Annotated in this window: 16 protein-coding genes; 3 read left to right on the forward strand and 13 right to left on the reverse strand. The window is 68.8% G+C overall.

Annotated features, from left to right (window positions below; all coding sequences use genetic code 11):
* Positions 1-18: 18 nt before the first annotated feature.
* A complete protein-coding gene (locus tag ACXPWS_RS22625) occupies positions 19-588 on the forward strand; it encodes a YdcF family protein (protein WP_458708797.1) in 570 nt (189 codons plus the stop codon).
* Positions 589-590: 2 nt separating this feature from the next.
* Here ACXPWS_RS22625 and ACXPWS_RS22630 read toward each other — a convergent pair whose 3' ends face one another.
* A complete protein-coding gene (locus ACXPWS_RS22630; protein ID WP_458708798.1) occupies positions 591-2,114 on the reverse strand; it encodes a flavin-containing monooxygenase in 1,524 nt (507 codons plus the stop codon).
* Positions 2,115-2,160: 46 nt separating this feature from the next.
* On the reverse strand, positions 2,161-3,144 hold the full coding sequence (locus ACXPWS_RS22635) for a TIGR03617 family F420-dependent LLM class oxidoreductase (RefSeq protein WP_458713656.1): 984 nt from the start codon (positions 3,142-3,144) through the stop codon (positions 2,161-2,163).
* A gap of 59 nt (positions 3,145-3,203) precedes the next feature.
* Here ACXPWS_RS22635 and ACXPWS_RS22640 point away from each other — a divergent pair, with 59 nt between their 5' ends.
* A complete protein-coding gene (locus ACXPWS_RS22640; protein WP_458708799.1) occupies positions 3,204-4,532 on the forward strand; it encodes a flavin monoamine oxidase family protein in 1,329 nt (442 codons plus the stop codon).
* On the opposite strand, the gene ACXPWS_RS22645 is transcribed toward ACXPWS_RS22640, so the two are convergent.
* Positions 4,522-5,445 (reverse strand): alpha/beta fold hydrolase, encoded by a 924-nt coding sequence (locus tag ACXPWS_RS22645; RefSeq protein ID WP_458708800.1) that lies wholly within the window; start codon positions 5,443-5,445, stop codon positions 4,522-4,524. The two genes, ACXPWS_RS22640 and ACXPWS_RS22645, sit on opposite strands and share 11 nt — an antisense overlap.
* Positions 5,446-5,488: 43 nt before the next feature.
* Positions 5,489-6,574, reverse strand: a complete 1,086-nt coding sequence (locus tag ACXPWS_RS22650) for an NAD(P)-dependent alcohol dehydrogenase (RefSeq protein WP_458708801.1) — start codon at positions 6,572-6,574, stop codon at positions 5,489-5,491.
* A gap of 23 nt (positions 6,575-6,597) precedes the next feature.
* Between ACXPWS_RS22650 and ACXPWS_RS22655 the strand changes: the two genes are divergently transcribed.
* Positions 6,598-7,566 (forward strand): NADPH:quinone oxidoreductase family protein, encoded by a 969-nt coding sequence (locus ACXPWS_RS22655; RefSeq protein WP_458708802.1) that lies wholly within the window; start codon positions 6,598-6,600, stop codon positions 7,564-7,566.
* On the opposite strand, the gene ACXPWS_RS22660 is transcribed toward ACXPWS_RS22655, so the two are convergent.
* The 9 genes from ACXPWS_RS22660 to ACXPWS_RS22700 all read right to left on the reverse strand — a co-directional run bounded on the left by ACXPWS_RS22660 (position 7,553) and on the right by ACXPWS_RS22700 (position 17,119).
* Complete coding sequence (locus tag ACXPWS_RS22660) at positions 7,553-9,181, reverse strand: CocE/NonD family hydrolase (protein ID WP_458708803.1); 1,629 nt, start codon at positions 9,179-9,181, stop codon at positions 7,553-7,555. The two genes, ACXPWS_RS22655 and ACXPWS_RS22660, sit on opposite strands and share 14 nt — an antisense overlap.
* 12 nt (positions 9,182-9,193) lie before the next feature.
* Positions 9,194-10,726, reverse strand: coding sequence for a long-chain-fatty acid--ACP ligase MbtM (gene mbtM / locus ACXPWS_RS22665; RefSeq protein WP_458713657.1), 1,533 nt, complete (start codon positions 10,724-10,726; stop codon positions 9,194-9,196).
* A gap of 121 nt (positions 10,727-10,847) precedes the next feature.
* Entirely contained in the window at positions 10,848-11,138 is a 291-nt protein-coding gene (locus ACXPWS_RS22670) for a WhiB family transcriptional regulator (RefSeq protein ID WP_458708804.1), read from the reverse strand.
* Positions 11,139-11,319: 181 nt separating this feature from the next.
* On the reverse strand, positions 11,320-12,141 hold the full coding sequence (locus ACXPWS_RS22675) for a BtpA/SgcQ family protein (RefSeq protein WP_458708805.1): 822 nt from the start codon (positions 12,139-12,141) through the stop codon (positions 11,320-11,322).
* Positions 12,142-12,187: 46 nt separating this feature from the next.
* Positions 12,188-12,958 carry an SDR family NAD(P)-dependent oxidoreductase gene (locus tag ACXPWS_RS22680; protein ID WP_458708806.1) on the reverse strand — a complete coding sequence of 257 codons (771 nt, stop codon included), beginning with the start codon at positions 12,956-12,958 and terminating at the stop codon, positions 12,188-12,190.
* Positions 12,959-12,977: 19 nt separating this feature from the next.
* Positions 12,978-14,045 (reverse strand): ABC transporter ATP-binding protein, encoded by a 1,068-nt coding sequence (locus tag ACXPWS_RS22685; RefSeq protein ID WP_458708807.1) that lies wholly within the window; start codon positions 14,043-14,045, stop codon positions 12,978-12,980.
* Between the two features lie 21 nt (positions 14,046-14,066).
* Positions 14,067-14,882, reverse strand: a complete 816-nt coding sequence (locus ACXPWS_RS22690) for a carbohydrate ABC transporter permease (protein ID WP_458708808.1) — start codon at positions 14,880-14,882, stop codon at positions 14,067-14,069.
* A complete protein-coding gene (locus ACXPWS_RS22695) occupies positions 14,879-15,733 on the reverse strand; it encodes a carbohydrate ABC transporter permease (RefSeq protein ID WP_458708809.1) in 855 nt (284 codons plus the stop codon). Before ACXPWS_RS22695 ends, ACXPWS_RS22690 begins: the two co-directional genes overlap by 4 nt.
* Positions 15,734-15,793: 60 nt before the next feature.
* A complete protein-coding gene (locus tag ACXPWS_RS22700) occupies positions 15,794-17,119 on the reverse strand; it encodes an ABC transporter substrate-binding protein (protein WP_458708810.1) in 1,326 nt (441 codons plus the stop codon).
* Positions 17,120-17,125 lie beyond the last annotated feature (6 nt).

Here is a 17,125-nt window from a genome sequence, read left to right on the forward strand (position 1 = left end):
CTGTGGTCGAATGGATCGATGGGGTTTGCGACACGAACTTCGGCGCTGGTGGCGCTGGCCGGCGTGTTCGGCTGGGCCGAATGGGTGACGTGGCGAGCCGCACGCGACCTCACCCGCGGCTCCGGTGCCCCTGCCACGCCAGGGGAAACCGTCCTGGTGCTGGGGTGCCCGATCACCGCGCTGTGGCGGTGGCGGGTCCGCATCGCGGTCCGCTCCACCGACCCGAGCGTGGCCAGATTCATCTTCTCCGGTGGGGCGGTGCGCACTCCGGAGTCCGAAGCCGCGATGATGGCCGCCTACGCCGTTCGCCGTTTGGGGGTGCCTGCGGCCAATGTCGTCCTCGAAGACCGTTCGCGAAACACGGTGCAGAATGTGCTGAACTCCATCCCGCTGATGGCGCAGAGCCCGGCGATCAAGATCGCGTCGAACACCTTCCATGCCCGCCGCGCACGACAGATCCTGCACGAAGAATCGCCGCAGCTGGCGCAACGTCTGCGTCCGGCCAGGGACTACCGCCCGGCAGAGTGGGGCCCGTTACACATGCTGCTGCTGGCCTACCACCTCTATCGGAACCGGGGAGCGAGCTAGGCCTAGATGGCGACTTGCGGTGCCGCGGCGGGCGTATCGGCCGACGAGGTGACCGGCGCCCGGCCGAAGACCATCGATTCCTCGATCCGGTCGAACCGGTGATCGATGACGTCCAGGCCGTAGTTGTGCCGCACATTCCACGGCCGGTGGGTACCGGACTTGGGCAGCGCGTGCGGGGCACGTTGCACGTAGCCGGCATTGATATCCCACGCCGACTTCTCCTGCATCGGCATCCCACCCAGGTGCGGGTAGGCGTGGGTGTAGCCGCGGGAATCCATGTACGCCAGCAGCTTTGCCACCGCCTTGGCCGTCATGTCGGCGCGCAGCGTCCACGAGGCGTTGGTGTAGCCGACACACCACGCCATGTTGGGCACCTCTTCGAGCAGGTGCTCCTTGTAGACGAATCGATCGGTGGGCTCGATGCGCTCACCGTCGATGGACACTTCGATCCCGCCGAGGGCCTGCAGTTGCAGCCCCGTCGCGGTGACGATGACATCGGCGTCCAGCCGGGCGCCGGAGGCCAGCACGATACCGCGGGCGTCGACGTGGTCGATGTGATCGGTGACGATGTCGGCACGCCCGGCGCTGATGTCCTCGTACAGGTCACCGTCGAGGACCAGGCACATCCGCTGGTCCCACGGCCGGTAGCGCGGCTTGAAGTGGACGTCGACCGGATAGCCCGCCGGCAGCCTGGCGATGGTGCGGTTACGGATCAGCCGCCGGCCCACCCGCGGGGCGTTCCGGAAGAACAGGAACATCAGGTAGTGCATCCATGCGTTGCGGAACCGGATGAACCGGTGAGCCAGCCTGGCCGGCAACACCTTTCGGACGGTCTGGGTGGGTTTCGGGACTGCGGGCATCGCCATCATGTAGGTCGGTGAGCGCTGCAGCATGGTCACGTGCGCGGCCTTGTCGGTCAGCGCGGGCACCAGGCTGATCGCCGTCGCGCCGCTGCCGATCACCACCACGTTCTTGCCGGTGTAGTCCAGCGATTCCGGCCAGAACTGCGGGTGCACCACCGGCCCGGCGAAATCGCCGATACCGGTGATCTGCGGAGCGTGCGGTTGGTCGTAGTTGTAGTAGCCGGTCCCGAAGAACAGGAACCGCGCCCGGAAGGTGGCCGGTCCACCGGTGCCGTCACCGGATTCGGTCACCACCGACCAGGTGTCGGTGGCCGAGTCCCAGTTCGCCGAGCGCACCCGGATGCCGAACCGGATGTGCCGGTCGATGCCGTACTTGGCCGCGGTATCGGTGAGGTACCGGCGGATGTCGGCACCGTCGGCGACGTGTTCCTCGCGGGTCCACGGCTCATACGGGTAACTGAGGGTGAAGATATCGCTGTCGGATCGAATACCGGGGTAACGGAACAGATCCCAGGTGCCGCCGATCCGCTCGCGGCGTTCCAGGATGGTGTAGGTCAGCCGTGGGTTCTGCTCGTGGATCCGGTAGGCGGCGTTGATTCCGGAGATGCCCGCGCCGATGATCAGCACATCGGCGAACTCGGCCTCGCTCTGCTCGTCGCCCATGGACAACCTCCTTGTGGTCCCGCGCCGTACCATCCACCTTAGGTGCTCAGGTGCGCAGCGCGTCAACGATCTGAGCCAACGAATCCACCGCGATCGGACCGGGCTGGTAGATGCACACGCGGTCGGAGACACCGCTCACCCGGTCCCGGATATGGGCGGCCACCTGCTCCGGGGTCCCGCAGGCGGCGATGGTGAGCAGCACGTCGTCGTCGATCAGCGTGCCCATCTCCGACCACCTGCCCTGCTTGGACAGGGCATTGAGTTCGGGCTGCAACTCACCCCAGCCGTGCACGTCGAGCACCGGCCGGTATGCCGGGGTGGAACCGTAGAACGCCAGCAGCTGCCGGGTCGCCGCATGGTCCGGATTGGTGTCGGAGCTGACCGACACGATGACCTCGGGAACGACCGCCAGGTCCGCGCGGCTGCGCCCGCCGGCCGTCAGCCCGGCGTCCACCGAGACCATCGTGACCTCGTTCAGGAAGCGCTTCGAACCGAACGGCATCACCAGCAGGCCGTCCGCGTGCTCGGCGACCGCCCGGGTGAGCCGCGGACCCAGCGCCCCGACGTAGATCGGCGGCGGCCCGTAGGGGTTGTCGCGCGGGGTGAATGTCGGGGTCATCAGGGTGTGCCGATAGAACTCGCCCCGAAAATCCAGCCGCTCCCCCGTCGTCCAGGTCGCGAAAATGGCGCGCAGCGCGGCCACCAACTCCGTCATCCGTGCCACCGGCCGGTCGAACTCGGCGCCGAACCGCTTCTCGATCTGGGTGCGGATCTGGGTACCCAACCCGAGGGTGAACCTGCCGCCGGTGAGGATCTGGTGATCAATGGCCTGATGGGCCAGATGAATCGGATTGCGCGGGAACGCGATTGCCACGTTGGTCATCAGATCCAGGCCGCCGACCGTGGACGCCAGCGTCAGCGGGCTGAACACGTCGTGCGGGCCTTCGAAGGTGAACACCCCGCTGGCGCCGGCGTCACGCAGCGCCCGCGCGCGGTCGATCGCATCGGCGGGCCCGTACAACGCTGTCATGACCTTCACAGCGGGTCACCCTAGTGCGCATCGGCGGTGATTCGGGGCACACTGGGCCCGTGGCCGATGTGATCGTGGTGGGTGCGGGGTTCGCAGGGTTGTCGGCGGCGCGCGAGCTGACCGGACTCGGGCACCAGGTGGTGGTGTTGGAGGGCCGCGACCGGGTGGGCGGGCGCTCGTACACGACGACGATCGCCGGGGTGCCGGTGGACCTCGGTGGCACTTTCGTCGGCCCCACCCAGGACGCGGTCCTCGCGCTGGCCGCCGAACTGGGCTGTGACACCGTGCCCACCTACTGCCGCGGTAAGAACCTGATCGACTGGCACGGGCGGGTGCAGTCCTACCGCAGCACCATCCCCAAGCTGTCGCTGATCGAACTGCTGGACGTGTCCAGGATCCAATGGCGCTTCGATCGACTGTCCCGGCTGATCCCGGTCACCGATCCGTTGTCGGCGCCGGCGGCCGAGCGTTTGGACCGGCGCAGCCTGGACAGCTGGTTGCGCTCGGTGCATGCCAATGCCTCGACGCGGAACCTGATGGCGATCATGTCGCGGGTGACGTGGGGCTGCGAACCCGAGGACGTGTCCATGCTGCACGCGGTGCGCTACGTGAAGGCGGCCGGCGGGCTGGGACCGATGCTCGATGTCAAGGGCGGCGCCCAGCAGGATCGCTTCCCGGCCGGGACGCAGCAGATCGCGGTGCGGATGGCCGATGATCTGACGGTCCACCTGGACACCGTGGTGCACCGCATCGCCCGGGACGGCTCGGGCTACCGGGTGGAGTCGGGCACCGAATCCTGGACTGCCGCCGCGGTCGTGGTGGCGATCCCACCCGCACACCGCGGCGCGATCACGTTCGAGCCGGCGCTGCCCGAAGCCCATCAGGAACTCGTATCGCATTGGCCGCAAGGCAATTTGAGCAAGGCGTATGCGGCCTATGACACCCCGTTCTGGCGCCGCGACGGATGTTCAGGAGAAGCGCTCTCGGATGAGGGTCCGGTGTTCATCACCTTCGATGTCAGCCCGAGCGAGGACGGGCCCGGTGTGCTGCTGGGCTTCGCCGACGCTCGCACCTTCGACCCCCTACCGCCATCGCAGCGCCGCGAACGGGCCCTGCGGTGCTTCACCGCGCTGTTCGGCGAGGCGGCGGCCACGCCCATCGATTATCTCGATCATTGCTGGGGCACAGAGCCGTTCGCGCCGGGTGGTCCGACGGCCGCGGTGCCGCCGGGCTCGTGGACCAGCTACGGACACGTGCTGCGGGCACCGGTGGACGGCCTGTTCTGGGCCGGCACCGAGACCGCGGACGAATGGACCGGATTCCTCGACGGCGCGGTGCGGTCGGGCCGTCGGGCCGCCACCGAAGTGGTGGCCTACCTCAGGAACTGAGCCGCTGCCGGGCCATGGTCTGGGCCAGTGCCCGCAGCCGGTCGGTCACCTCGGTCGGGTGTTCCAGGATCGCGCAGTGCCCGCCCGGCAGCTGCACCAACTCCAGCAGGTTCGGCGCACGCTCGGCGATGTGGCGGGAGGCGTTGATCGGCAGCAGCCGGTCCGCGCGGCTCCCGATCACCAGGGTGGGCACCGTCAGATTGTGCAGCGAAATATGCTTGGCCCCAAGGTTGTCGACGAGCACCCGGGCCCAGCCCCCGCGCCCGGCCGGCGGTGTGGCGGCGAACAGCCGGTAGACGAGGTCGCCGACCTCAGGGGCGGCATCGCGACCGACGGCCAGGTATTCGATGAACCTCTTGTTGGGTCCGCCCGCCAGCGCGGGGATCGGGGTGGCGCCGAAGGTCTTGAGGAAGGTGCCCGCGGTGCGCACGCGGGCCCGGCTCAGCGGCGCGGGTACCGGCGCCAGCTGCACATCGCGCAGCAGGTCCCCGGTGGTGGTGTTGATCAACGCGACGGCGTCAGCGCATTGGGCGACCCGTTGCGGGTAGCGCTGCGACCAGGAGGTGATCGCGATACCGCCCATCGAATGCCCGGCGATGACCGCGCGCTCGCCGGGCGCCAGGGTGGCGTCGAGCACCGCGTCCAGATCGGCGGCCAGGTGGTTGAGGCTGTAGCCGCGCCGCTGCCGGGGGGTTTCACTGAGGCCGTGCCCGCGGTGGTCGTAGGCGATGACGCGATAGTCGCCGGCCAGCGCGGCGATCTGGTGTGCCCACACGCCGATGGCGCAGGTGATGCCATGGGCCAGCACGATGGGGTAACCGTGCTCCGGGCCGAACACCTGGGTGTGCAGCCGGGTGCCGTCGGCCGAGCGGACCGCCATGGTGCGTCCGGCGGGCAGTGGTGGAAGCGGCATGAATCTGCTCCGATCGTCCGGCTTCGTTGCCGGACTGGACACGTTACGCCGTGACCAGTACCGGCTTGATCACCTCGGCGGCCTTCGCGGCGCTCCACGCCCGGCCGAAATCGTCGAACGCGAAGCGGGTGACCAGCTTGTCCAGCGGCAGCTCACCGTCGCGGTGCAGCTCCGCCAGCTGCGGGATGAACACGTGCGGGTCGCTGTCGCCCTCGACCACACCGCGCACCGACAGGCCTTTCGCCATGATGAGCGCCACCGGCAGCTCAGCCGTCGGCGCACCCAGGCCGAGCAGGGCCAGCGTGCCGCGGGAGCGCAGGACTCCGACCGCCGCGCTGACGACATCCGGGCGTGCGGTGGTGTCGATGGCGGCCGCGACTCCCCCGGTCAGCTCGAGCACCGCGGCGGGGGCGTCGGTACCGACCGGGTCGATGGTGTGGGTGGCCCCCAGGTCGGCGGCCAACTCGCGCCGCGCGGCGATCGGGTCGACGGCGATGATGGTGCGGACCCCGGCGATCCGGGCGCCCATCACCGCCGACAGACCGACCGCGCCGGCCCCGAACACCACCAGGACGTCCTCGGCGGCGGGAGCCAGCACATTGAGCACCGCACCAGCGCCGGTCTGCACGCTGCAGCCCAGCGGTGCGGCCAGTGCCGGATCGATCCCGGCGGGCAGCGTGACGGCGTTGCGGCTACCGGCGATGGCGTAGGTGGCGAAACTGGACTGGCCGAAGAATCCGCCGGTGATGGGCACACCGTCCAATCGCAGCGGGCTGCTGTCGTCGCGGCGGCTGCCGCGCATGTTCAGGTTGGTGGACTGGTCACAATAGGCCGGCCGGTGCGCTGCGCAGTTCGGGCAGGCGCCGCAGCTGGCGAAGGTCAGCACCACCGATTCCCCGATGCGTTGCCGGGCCTGCGGTCCGGCGGCGACGACGGTGCCGGTGCCTTCGTGCCCGAACACCATGGGCAGCTTGGCGAACCACGACGCCACGCTGACATCGGTGTGGCAGATGCCCACCGCCTCGATCCGGACCAGCACCTCGTCGTGCACCGGGTCGCGTAGTTCGATCTCGGCGAGCTGCGGGTCCTGACCTGCTTCGCGGAGCACCGCGGCACGTGCCTTGATCACGCCGGGATGTTAAATGGTGCTTCATGCGCGCCATACACATACCCCGGTTGGACGGCCCGTCGGTCGCGGAGCTGGTGGACATCGAGGAGCCGGGCACCGACGGTGTGGTGATCGAGGTGCATGCGGCCGGTGTCGCCTTCCCGGACGCCCTGCAGACCCGCGGCCTCTACCAGTACAAGGCGCCGCTGCCCTATATCCCGGGCGCCGAGATCGCCGGGGTGGTGCGCAGCGCGCCGGAGGGGGCACACGTGGCCGCCGGGGACCGGGTGGCCGGGCTGACATTGCTGACCGGCGGGATGGCCGAGGTGGTGACGCTGCCGGCGGAGCGGGTGTTCGGGTTGCCCGATTCGGTGTCGTTCGAAGCCGGTGCGGGCGTGCTGTTCAACGACCTGACTGTGCATTTCGCGCTGCGTACCCGGGGCAGGCTGGCCGCCGGCGAGACGGTGCTGGTGCACGGCGCGGCCGGCGGGATCGGCACGTCCACATTGCGGCTGGCACCGGCGTTCGGCGCCGCCCGCGTCATCGCGGTGGTCAGCACCGAGGCCAAGGGGGATATCGCGCGCGCGGCCGGCGCCACCGATGTGGTCCTGGCCGACGGCTTCAAGGACGCGGTGGCCGAGCTGACCGGCGGGCGCGGGGTGGATATCGTGCTGGACCCGGTCGGCGGTGACCGCTTCACCGATTCGTTGCGCTCGCTGGCGCCGGGCGGCCGGCTGCTGGTGGTGGGATTCACCGGCGGTGAGATCCCCACCGTGAAGGTGAATCGGTTGCTGCTCAACAACGTCGACGCGATCGGCGTCGGGTGGGGCGCATGGACCATGACCCATCCGGGTTACCTCGCCGAGCAGTGGGCGGAGCTGGCCCCGCTGCTGGCCTCCGGTGCGGTGCCCGCACCGGAGCCCGTCGTCTACCCGTTCGAGCGGGCCGGCGAGGCCATCGCATCACTGGAAAACCGCAGCGCCACCGGCAAAGTGGTGCTCAAGGTGCGTTGAGGTCCGGCGGAAATCGGCCGACCACGGGCAGCACCAGCCGCGAGCCGGCGCCGACCTCGTGGGTCGACGCCAGCATTCGCGTCGCCGTCCACGCCGATTCACCGGTGCCGTGGTTGCGGGCGTAGCGCGGATGGGAACCGCCGGCGATCGACAGCCGGATCCGGGATCCGGCCGCGAACCGGTGCGCGACCGGGTCGAGGTCAAGGTGCAGCACCGGCTGCTCCCCCGGCGTCCGCCGCAGGTAGCCGTCACTGACGTTGCGTGACCGGCCGTCGGGACCGACCTCGCTGATCCGCACCGACACATCGGCCCAGCCGGTGTCGGTGCGGTGCGCGAGCTCGATGCGAGGGGTACCGAGCACCTCCATCGGGTCGGTGAGTGCCGCGCTGGTGAACGTCACCACGTCGGCGCGGGCGGCCAGCGCACTGTCCTCACGATAACCGCTGGGCGAGAACAGAAGTCGTCCACCGATCGTCGGGGTGGGATCGCCCGGGTCGAACACGAACCGGGCCAGCACCGCTGCGCCGTCGGGGCGCTGCGCGGCCAGGGCAGCCCGGGGCTGCAGGTACCATACCGCCTGCTCGGCCACCGGCGGCCATTCGGGCAGTTCGCGCCAGCCGGCGCCACTGACGAAGATCCGCGCCCCGCTCCACCGCGCCCCGGCCAGCCATTTCAGCGACTCGCGCACCACATCGTTGCCGCCTTCGGCGTGCGTCCACGGGCCGACGATCAGGGCCGGCGCGGTCCCGCGATCCACCAGCCGGCGGTATTGCTCGAGCGTCTGGGGCAGGAACACGTCCTGCCAGCCGGTCACCAGCAGCACCGGGGAACTGGCTCGCTGCAATGCGTCACCGAGCCGGCTGGGTCGCCAGTACGGGTCGGTGGCGTCGGGGGTGCGCAGCCACGATTCGTGCCACGGCACCCGGTCGCGCAGGATCCGGCGGCCGGCGTCGCGCAGCGGCACGGTACGCAGCGGACCGCGCAGCCGGCGGGTGGTGGTGAGCGCGCGGACCAGGGTCCTCAACGTGCCACCGCTTTCCTGATGGGCCACCTGGTAGCTCCAGGTGAGGAAGTCGGCCAGGGCGAAGGATCCTGTGCTCCAGCCGGATTCGGCAAAGTCGTGCGGCGCCATGGCGATGACCGAGGTGGTCAGTTCCCGGGGCGGGTCGGACAGCAGGGCCCACTGGGTGAACCCGAGGTAGGACGCCCCGATGGTGGCGAACTGTCCGTCGAACCAGGGCTGGGTGCGCATCCAGGCCACCGTGTCGGCGGCGTCGCCGGCCTCGTTATGTCCCGGTTCGAAGATCCCACTGGATCCGAAAGTTCCTCGCACACTTTGCAAGACGACTCGGTACCCGCGTTCGGCGTAGAGCCCGCAGAGCACCGTGGCCGCCACGTTGGACCGGCCGTACGGGGTGCGCATCAGCAGGGTGCCTGCCGGCCGCCCAAGTGGTGCGTACAGGTCGGTGCACAGCCGGCCGCCGTCGCGGGTGGGGACGTCGATATCGCGGGTGACGGTGTAGCGCGTCGTCGGCGGGCCCAGGCCCGCCTTGGCACCGATCCACCGCAGCGCCAGGGCGGTCAGTGGACCGCGGTTGCGGTTGCGTCTGGCCATGGTGGCTTCAGCCTAACCACCGGCCTCCAGGCCGCGCCTGACCTCAAGCCGGCGCAGCTTGCCCGACGAGGTCCGCGGCAGACTGCCGGGTTTGACGAAGATGACGTCGGCGGGCATCACCCCGCACCCCGACGCGACGCGCTGCATCAGCGCGGTGCGAGCGCCGGCCTCATCCGGCCCGCGGAATTCGGCGGTGACCACCAGCGCGGGCCGGATGGACCCCTGCCCGATCCCGACAGCCACCACCGCACCCTCACGCACACCGGGAACCTCGGCGGCCAGCTGTTCCACCTCGGTCGGGAAGATGTTGCGCCCGGCGACGGTGATGACCTCCTTGGCGCGGCCGCACACCACCAGTCCGCCGTCGGTGAAGTAGCCGAGATCGCCGGTGCGGAACCATGTTCCGTCGGTCAGCGGCTCGTCACCGAGATAGCCCGTCATCATCGACGTACCGCGGATGGCAATCTCCCCGACCTCACCGCGGGTGTCCTGGTGCGGTTCGATCCGCACCTGCATTCCGGCGACCGGTGTGCCGAGCACGGCGTGCGTGCGGGCCGCGGTCCGCACCACCTGCAGGCCCACCCCCGGCGCGGGCACCGTGACCGCACAGTTGGATTCGGCCATCCCGTAGGACGGGGACAGCGCCCCGGCATCGAATCCGAATCGGGCCATCTCGGTCGCGAACCGTCCGGTGAGTTCGCAGTCGACGGGCTCTCCGCCGTTGAGGGCGAAACGCAGCGCGGACAGATCGACGTCGGTGACCCGGCGGGAGTACTTGCCGATCATCCCGTAGGCCATGTTCGGGCCGGCGGTGATGGTCGCCCGGCTTTCGCTGAGCCAGTTCAGCCAGCGGAACGGTGCGGCCTGGAACGCCGATGTCGGGGCCTGCCACACGTCGGTGCCCCCGACCGCACCGGACATCAGGAAGCTCAGGCCCATGTCGTGGTAGAGCGGCAGCCAGGAACAGCCCACGTCGCTGGTGTCGACGCCGATACGCGCGTTCAGACCGCGCAGGTTGGCCAGCACAGCGTCGGGTGACAACGCGACGGTGCGCGGGAATCCGGTGGATCCGGCGGTGCCCTGGAGCACGGCGATCGGGGCGTGCGCCTCCGGCAGCGCGAAGGTCCTCGACCGCCGCGGGTGCGCGATGGCGGTGAGATCGGTGACCTCCGCCGATGCCGCGGCGAGGCGCCCCAGGTAACTGCCCTGGCTCAGTACGTTCGCGATGCCCATGCCGCCGAACCGGGCCAGGGTGACCCGCGCCCACTCGGCCGGATCGGCGCCCCGGATCGGTCCGGGCAGGATCGATATCGCCGCACCGGCCAGCTGCGCGCCGAAGATCGCCGCGACGAATTCCGCGGTCGGTTCGCCCACCAGCCCGATCCGGGTGGTGCCGGTGTCGGTCGCCCAGGCGGCCACATTCTCGGCCCGCGCATGGATCTCCGGCCACGGATGCCGGACCCAGTGCCCGCCGTCCTCGAGCACCACCAGATGGTTGGCGCTGCCCGGCAGTCGTTCGCTGAGCGCCACGGCTAGCGGATTCAACATGACGGGACACTTCTGGCAATGGCCGTGGGCGCGCCGAACATCATGGGAGGAAATTACAGCAAAGCCGCGGCCGGTGGACGCGTACCTTGACGCGGCCGTCAAACGGCCACGTCGGAGCCTAGCTCCCGCTGGCGGTCAGCAGCTTCGCGCGGTCACGCGCCGAGAGAGCCCCCCACACACCGTGGGTCTCCCGTGTCGCAAGGGCATGATCTCGGCAGTGCGCCAGGACGGGGCAGGCGCGGCAGATCTGTTTGGCCCGTTCTTCGCGGGCCCGCAGTCCCGAGCGTCCCGAATCCTCGGGGAAGAACACCTCGGGGGCCAGTTGTCTGCAGGTGCCCATCGTCTGCCACGTCCAGTCGTCGGCCAGTGGCCGCACGGGTGGCCGCCGGCTGTCGCTCAGTACCGTCATCTGCCGACAACGCCTCCTGTCCCGGTCATGTGTTCGCTGCCAGTGTCGCGGGCGGTGCGGCGCATGACCAGAGATCGGCTCGCCGTGAACCGAGCCGTCGGCGAGCGGTGGGCGCAGGATCCTGGGTGCAACGCAGCGCGCCGCCGCCCCGGCGGGCGACGGCGTGCTGTGTGCGTGACGGTCAGACCAGCTGTTCGCGAAATGCCCTGGCGGCCAGCATCAGTTCCTCGACCCGCTTCTGATCGGCCCGGTTCTCGAACACGCCGTCGGCCTTGAAATAGGTGCCCACCACGGCCCCGTCGGCGACGCCGAGCTGGGTGGCGACGTTCTCGGCGCGCACGCCGGTGTTGACGAACACCGGCACGTCACCGGCCGCCGACTTCACCACCCGCAGCGCCTCGGTGTCGGTCGGCGCGCCGGCGGTGGCTCCCGAGACGCAGATCGCGTCGGGCAGTGTGGCGAACACCGTGGTGCGGGTGATCGACGCCAGATCGCGCGCGGCCAGATAGGTCGCCGATTCGGGCACGATGTTGAACAGCAGCTTCACCCCGGATCCGCCGACCCGGGTGCGGTGCCGGGCCACCTCACCGACGTTGGTGTCCCACAAGCCGAAATCGCTGGCGTACACGCCGGTGAAGATCTCCCGAACGAACCGCGCGCCGGTGGCCACGGCCAGGTCGATGGAGGCACGGCCGTCCCACAACACGTTGACGCCGTAGGGCACGAACAGGTCCGGCAGCAGCTCGCCGATGATACGGGCCATGGTGATCGCCGTGATCGGTTCGGTCTTGGTCAGGTACGGCAGGCTGAACTCGTTGCTGATCATCACGCCGTCCACTCCCCCGGACTGCAGCGCGTCGAGCTCAGCGCGGGCCCGGTCGACCACCGCGGCGATGCCGCCGGCGGTGTCGTAGCCGGGATCCCCGGGCAGAGCGCTCAGGTGGAGCATGGCGATGACGGGTTTCCGAACGCCGAAGACCTCATCGAGCCAGGTGGTGGTCACTGAAGTGCCTTTCTGATGGTGGGTACAAGTTTTCCGGTGTGCACGGTCAGTCCATGTAGGCGCCGCCGTTGACGGCCAGTGCCTCACCGGTGACGAAACGGGCGTCCTCGGACAGCAGGAAGGCGACCACGCGCGCGACATCGGTGGGTTGCTCGAGCCGGCCCAGCGGGGTGTCGGAGATCATCATGGCGCGCACGCCATCGGGGGTGGATCCGCGCAGTTCGGCTTCCCACTCCAGTTCCCTTGTCTGCATAGGGGTCTCGACGTATCCGGGACACACACAGTTGACCGTGATGCCGTGCTCGCCGAGTTCGTAGGCCATCGCCTGGGTGAGGCCCACCACGCCGAACTTGGAGGCCACATAGTCCGCCAGATACGGCACCCGGCCCTGCTTGCCCGCCATCGACGCGGTGTTGACGATGCTGCCCGCCACGCCGCCGCGCACCATGGCGCGCGCCGCCGCCTGACCGCAGACGAACACGCCCTTGAGATTGACGTCCATGGTCTGGTCGTAGCGGGCCACCGGCGCATCGAGGAACTTGTGCATGAACGAGACCCCGGCGTTGCTCACCCACGCGTCCAGGCCGAGGCGATCGGCGATCCCGTAGGCCACGGTGGCGGCGTCCTCGGGGGCACTGACGTTGAGCACCGCCGATTCATGCCCGGCATCCGGATTCGGCAGTCCCGCGGCGACCTCGCGCGCGGCCACCCCGTCGATATCGGTGACGACGACGCGCCAACTCCGTTCGGCGAGTGTGGTGGCGATCGCCCGCCCGATACCGGATCCCGCTCCGGTGACCACGACTGTCTTGGTCATTGCTTGGTTGGTTCCTCTTCTATCCGGTTGCGCCGGTGAGGCGCAGTTGGGTCTGTGCGTCGAAGGCGTGCGCGGCGCCCGGCCGGACCGACAGCGCCACCGCGGCGCCCTCGGTGATGCCCGTCAGCCGGGAGGTCTCCACCACGCTGGTCAGTTCGGTGCCGCGCGCCTCGATGGTGACGATGGCGCGCGGACCGAGGAGTTCGATGAGGGTGACCCTGGCGGCGGCGTCCTCGGCCGGAACCGGCACCAGGTCATCGGGACGGACCCCGAGCGTGACCGGCCCGGCGACGCCGACACCCTCCACATCGAGGCGCAATCCCGTTGTGGAGGTGAAGGTCCGGCCGGACAACTCACCGTCGAGCAGGTTCATCTTGGGGCTGCCGACGAAGCTTGCCACGAAGGTGTCCGCGGGGGTGTTGTACACCTCCAGCGGGGTGCCCTGCTGCGCCACCCGGCCGTCCCGCAGCACCACCATCCGATCGGAGAGGGTCATCGCCTCTTCCTGGTCGTGCGTGACATACACCGAGGTGATGCCCAGCCTGCGCTGGATCTGCAGCAACTCGGTGCGGGTCTCGACCCGCAGCTTGGCGTCCAGGTTCGACAACGGTTCGTCGAACAGGAAGACGGATGGTTCGCGGATAATGGCACGGCCGATGGCCACCCGTTGCTGCTGGCCGCCGCTGAGGTCCTTGGGCTTGCGGCCCAACAGTTTTCCCAGTCCGAGTGACTCGGCCACCTCGTCGGCGCGCCGTAGTGCGTCCGGCCGCGGGGTCTTGGCGGCGCGCAGCGGGAAGGCGATGTTCTCCCGCACGGTCAGGTGCGGGTAGAGCGCGTAGTTCTGGAACACCATGGCCACGTCGCGGTCTCGGGGCTGCAGATGGGTGACGTCGCGGTCGCCGATGGCGATGGTGCCCGAGGTGACCGATTCGAGACCGGCGAGCATCCGCAGCGACGTCGACTTACCACAGCCCGACGGGCCGACGAGCACCGTGAATGATCCGTCGGGCAGCTCCAGGTTCAGGTTCTCGACGATGGATGTTGATCCGTAGGACTTGTTGACACCGGCGAAGCGGATGGTTGCCATGAGGCTGTGATCACCAATCTTTCAGAACTTGACCGCGCCGCCGCTGATGCCCTGCACGAGCCGGCGCTGAATGAAGAAGCTGGCGACGACGACCGGCACCACCGCGATGAGGATCGCCGCGCTCATCGAGCCGATCTGCACGCCGCGGAAGGTGTTGAATCCGGCGATGGCCACCGGCAGGATGGCCGCCTTCCCGGGGGCCAGGATGAGACCGTAGAACAGGTCGTTCCACGACAGGGTGAAACCGAAGATCGCCGCCGCACCGATCCCGGGGTACACCTGGGGCAACACCACCATCCGGAACGCCTGAAACCGGGTGAAACCGTCGACCTGGGCCTGTTCCTCGAGTGACCGCGGCACCGCCTCGAAGAAGCCGATGAGAAACCAGGTGACCACGGGCAGAACGAAACTCAGATGCGCGAAGATGACGGGTACCACCGTGTCGTTCAGACGCAGGGCATAGGCCATGGTGAGGAACGGGAAGACCAGCACCGCGGGTGGCAGCACCTGCGCGGCGAGCATGCCGAACCGGGTGGCGGTGCCGCCGGCCCGGAATCGGGCGATGGCGTAGGCGCCCATACTGCCCACCACCACACTGATGCCGACGGTGACCAACGCGACCAGCGCGCTACGGCCGGCCGCGCCCAGGATGTCCGAGGACAGCACGTTTCGCCAGCTGTCGAGCACCGGACGGAAGCTCAGCAGGAACGGATCATTGAGCTGCTGCGGGGTTTTCACGCTCGCCAGCGCCACCCAGAGCACCGGGAACAGCACCGTGATCGTGGCGGCCCACAACAGGGCGACCCGGCAGACGGTCAGGACACGGGAGTCTCTCACGACTGTTTCGCCTTCTCCATCCGCCGGAACGCGATAACGATGACCGTCAGCACCACCACCAGCACGACGAAGGCCATCGACGAGGCCGAACCGAGCCGGAAGAACTGGATACCGGTCTGGTAGATGAAGTACTGCAGCGTCTCGGTCTCGGTGCCCGGCCCGCCACGGGTGGTGGCGAAGACGTACTCGAAGACCTTCATGGCGTCCAGTGACCGCAGCATGATGGCCACCACCAGGACCGGCGCCAGCAGCGGGAGGGTGACCCGGCGCAGCACATACCAGCCGCTAGCGCCGTCCACCCTGGCCGCCTCCAATGGTTGGCGCGGAATGGATTCCAGGCCGGCCAGCAGGAGCAGCACCATGAACGGCGTCCACTGCCAGACATCGATGAAGGCCATCGTGAACAGGGCCCGGCCGGGTCCGAAGAAGTCGTAGTCGATACCGATGACGCGCAGCAGGTGCGGGATGGCGCCGAGCTGGTCGTTGAGCAGGAAACGGAAGATCAGACCGACCGCGATGGGGGTGATGAACATCGGTGCCAGCAGCATCGAACGGGTGAGATCGCGTGCCCAGCGCTGCTTTTGCAGCGCCAGCGCGATGGCCAGCCCGATGACCAGCTCCAGCCCGACGGCCACCAACACATACAGCGCGGTGGTGCCGAAGGCGTGCCAGAACTCGCCGTCACCGAAGGTGTTGGCGTAGTTGTCGGCGCCCACCAGGTTCGGCGCCCCGTGGTCGGTGAGCTTGTAGTCGGTGACGCTGAGGTAGAAGGCATACCCCAGGGGGAAACCGACCACCCCGACGAAAAGGGCAATCAGGGGGGCAACCATGCCGTGTTTGAACTGCGCCATGGTCATCGCTCCTTTCGCGGGGTGGTCGGTTTCTTCGGTGGGCCGGCTGCGAGGGGTCAGCTAGCCCTGGATCTTCTCGGCGGCGGCCTGTGCGGCGGCCAGCGCGTCATCGACACTCTTGGTGCCCGCCACCGCCTCGTTGAGTTCGGTACCGACGGCCTGGATCATCTCCTCGCCGCTGGGGCCCTGACTCAGCGGTGCCGAATCGGCGAGCAGCTTCTCCACCGTCTGGTAATAGTCCGCGCCGAACTTCCCGTTCAGCACTGCCGGGTCCTTGAGGGTGCTCTGCCGGATCGCGGCACCGCCCTTCTCGGTGCGGGCGACATCGTGCGGCTTGGACGTGATCCAGGACGCGAACGCCCACGCGGCGTCCGAGGCGCCGGAGTTGGCCGGGATGGCCCAGCTCCACGAACCCAGCACCTGCTTGCCACCCGGGATGGGCGCAAGCTTGAACTTCCCTGCCGCGGGGCCGGATCCCGGTTCGTTGACGGCAGGCAGCTGCCAGTTGTAGTTGATCATCGACGCGGACTGGCCGGCCGCCAATGAGCGCTGCGCCTCGTCCATGCTCCAGTTCAAGCTGTTCGGCGGGGCGGCGTTCTTATACGTGTCGATGTAGGCCGCCAGCGCGCGCTTGGCCTCCGGCGTGTTCAGCGTGGGCTTACCGTCGGGCCCGTAGATGGAGCCGCCCGCGGCGAACAGCCAATTGCCCCATTCCTCGAAGACCTTGTATCCGCGCTGCGGCTGCATCGCGATCCCGGCGCGGTCGCCGGACTTGAGCGCCTTGCTGGTGCTGACCAGCTGGTCCAGCGTGGTCGGCACGGTCTGCTTGGCCTGCGCCAGATCATCGGTGTTGTATAGGTATCCGAGCGCGTAGTTGTAGAACGGCACCGCGTAGCGCACGCCGTCAACCGTGGTGATATCGGTCAGCGGGGTGAAGAAGTCGGCCGCGTCATAGTTCGGCGTGCTGTCGATCCTGGCGTCCAGCGGCTGCAGGAACTTGGCTTTGGCGAAGTCGACCATCCACGGGTTGTCCACCACGATCAGGTCGTAGGTCGGGGTGCTGGACTGGAACGACGACACCAGCTTGTCGCGCATCTGGTCGTAGGTGAGCGACTCGATGTCGACCTTGACGTCCGGGTAGTCCTTGTTGAAGTCGGCCACCATCGACTTGACGATGTCGGTGTCGGGGACATTTTCCATCAGGATGCGGACATTGCCTGCGGTGTTCTTCGGGACGTCTCCGGTGCCTGTGGCCTGTGCTTGCTCGGGGCCACCGCTGCCGGCACAGGAGCTGAGCAACAACGCGACGGCGGACACCAGGGCCAGCAGGACAACCAGGAAGATCGGCCGCCTCCGCCCGGGTGTCGGGGTGGTGGTGATTTTCATTGCGGC

It is taken from the genome of Mycobacterium sp. BMJ-28 (assembly GCF_054404835.1).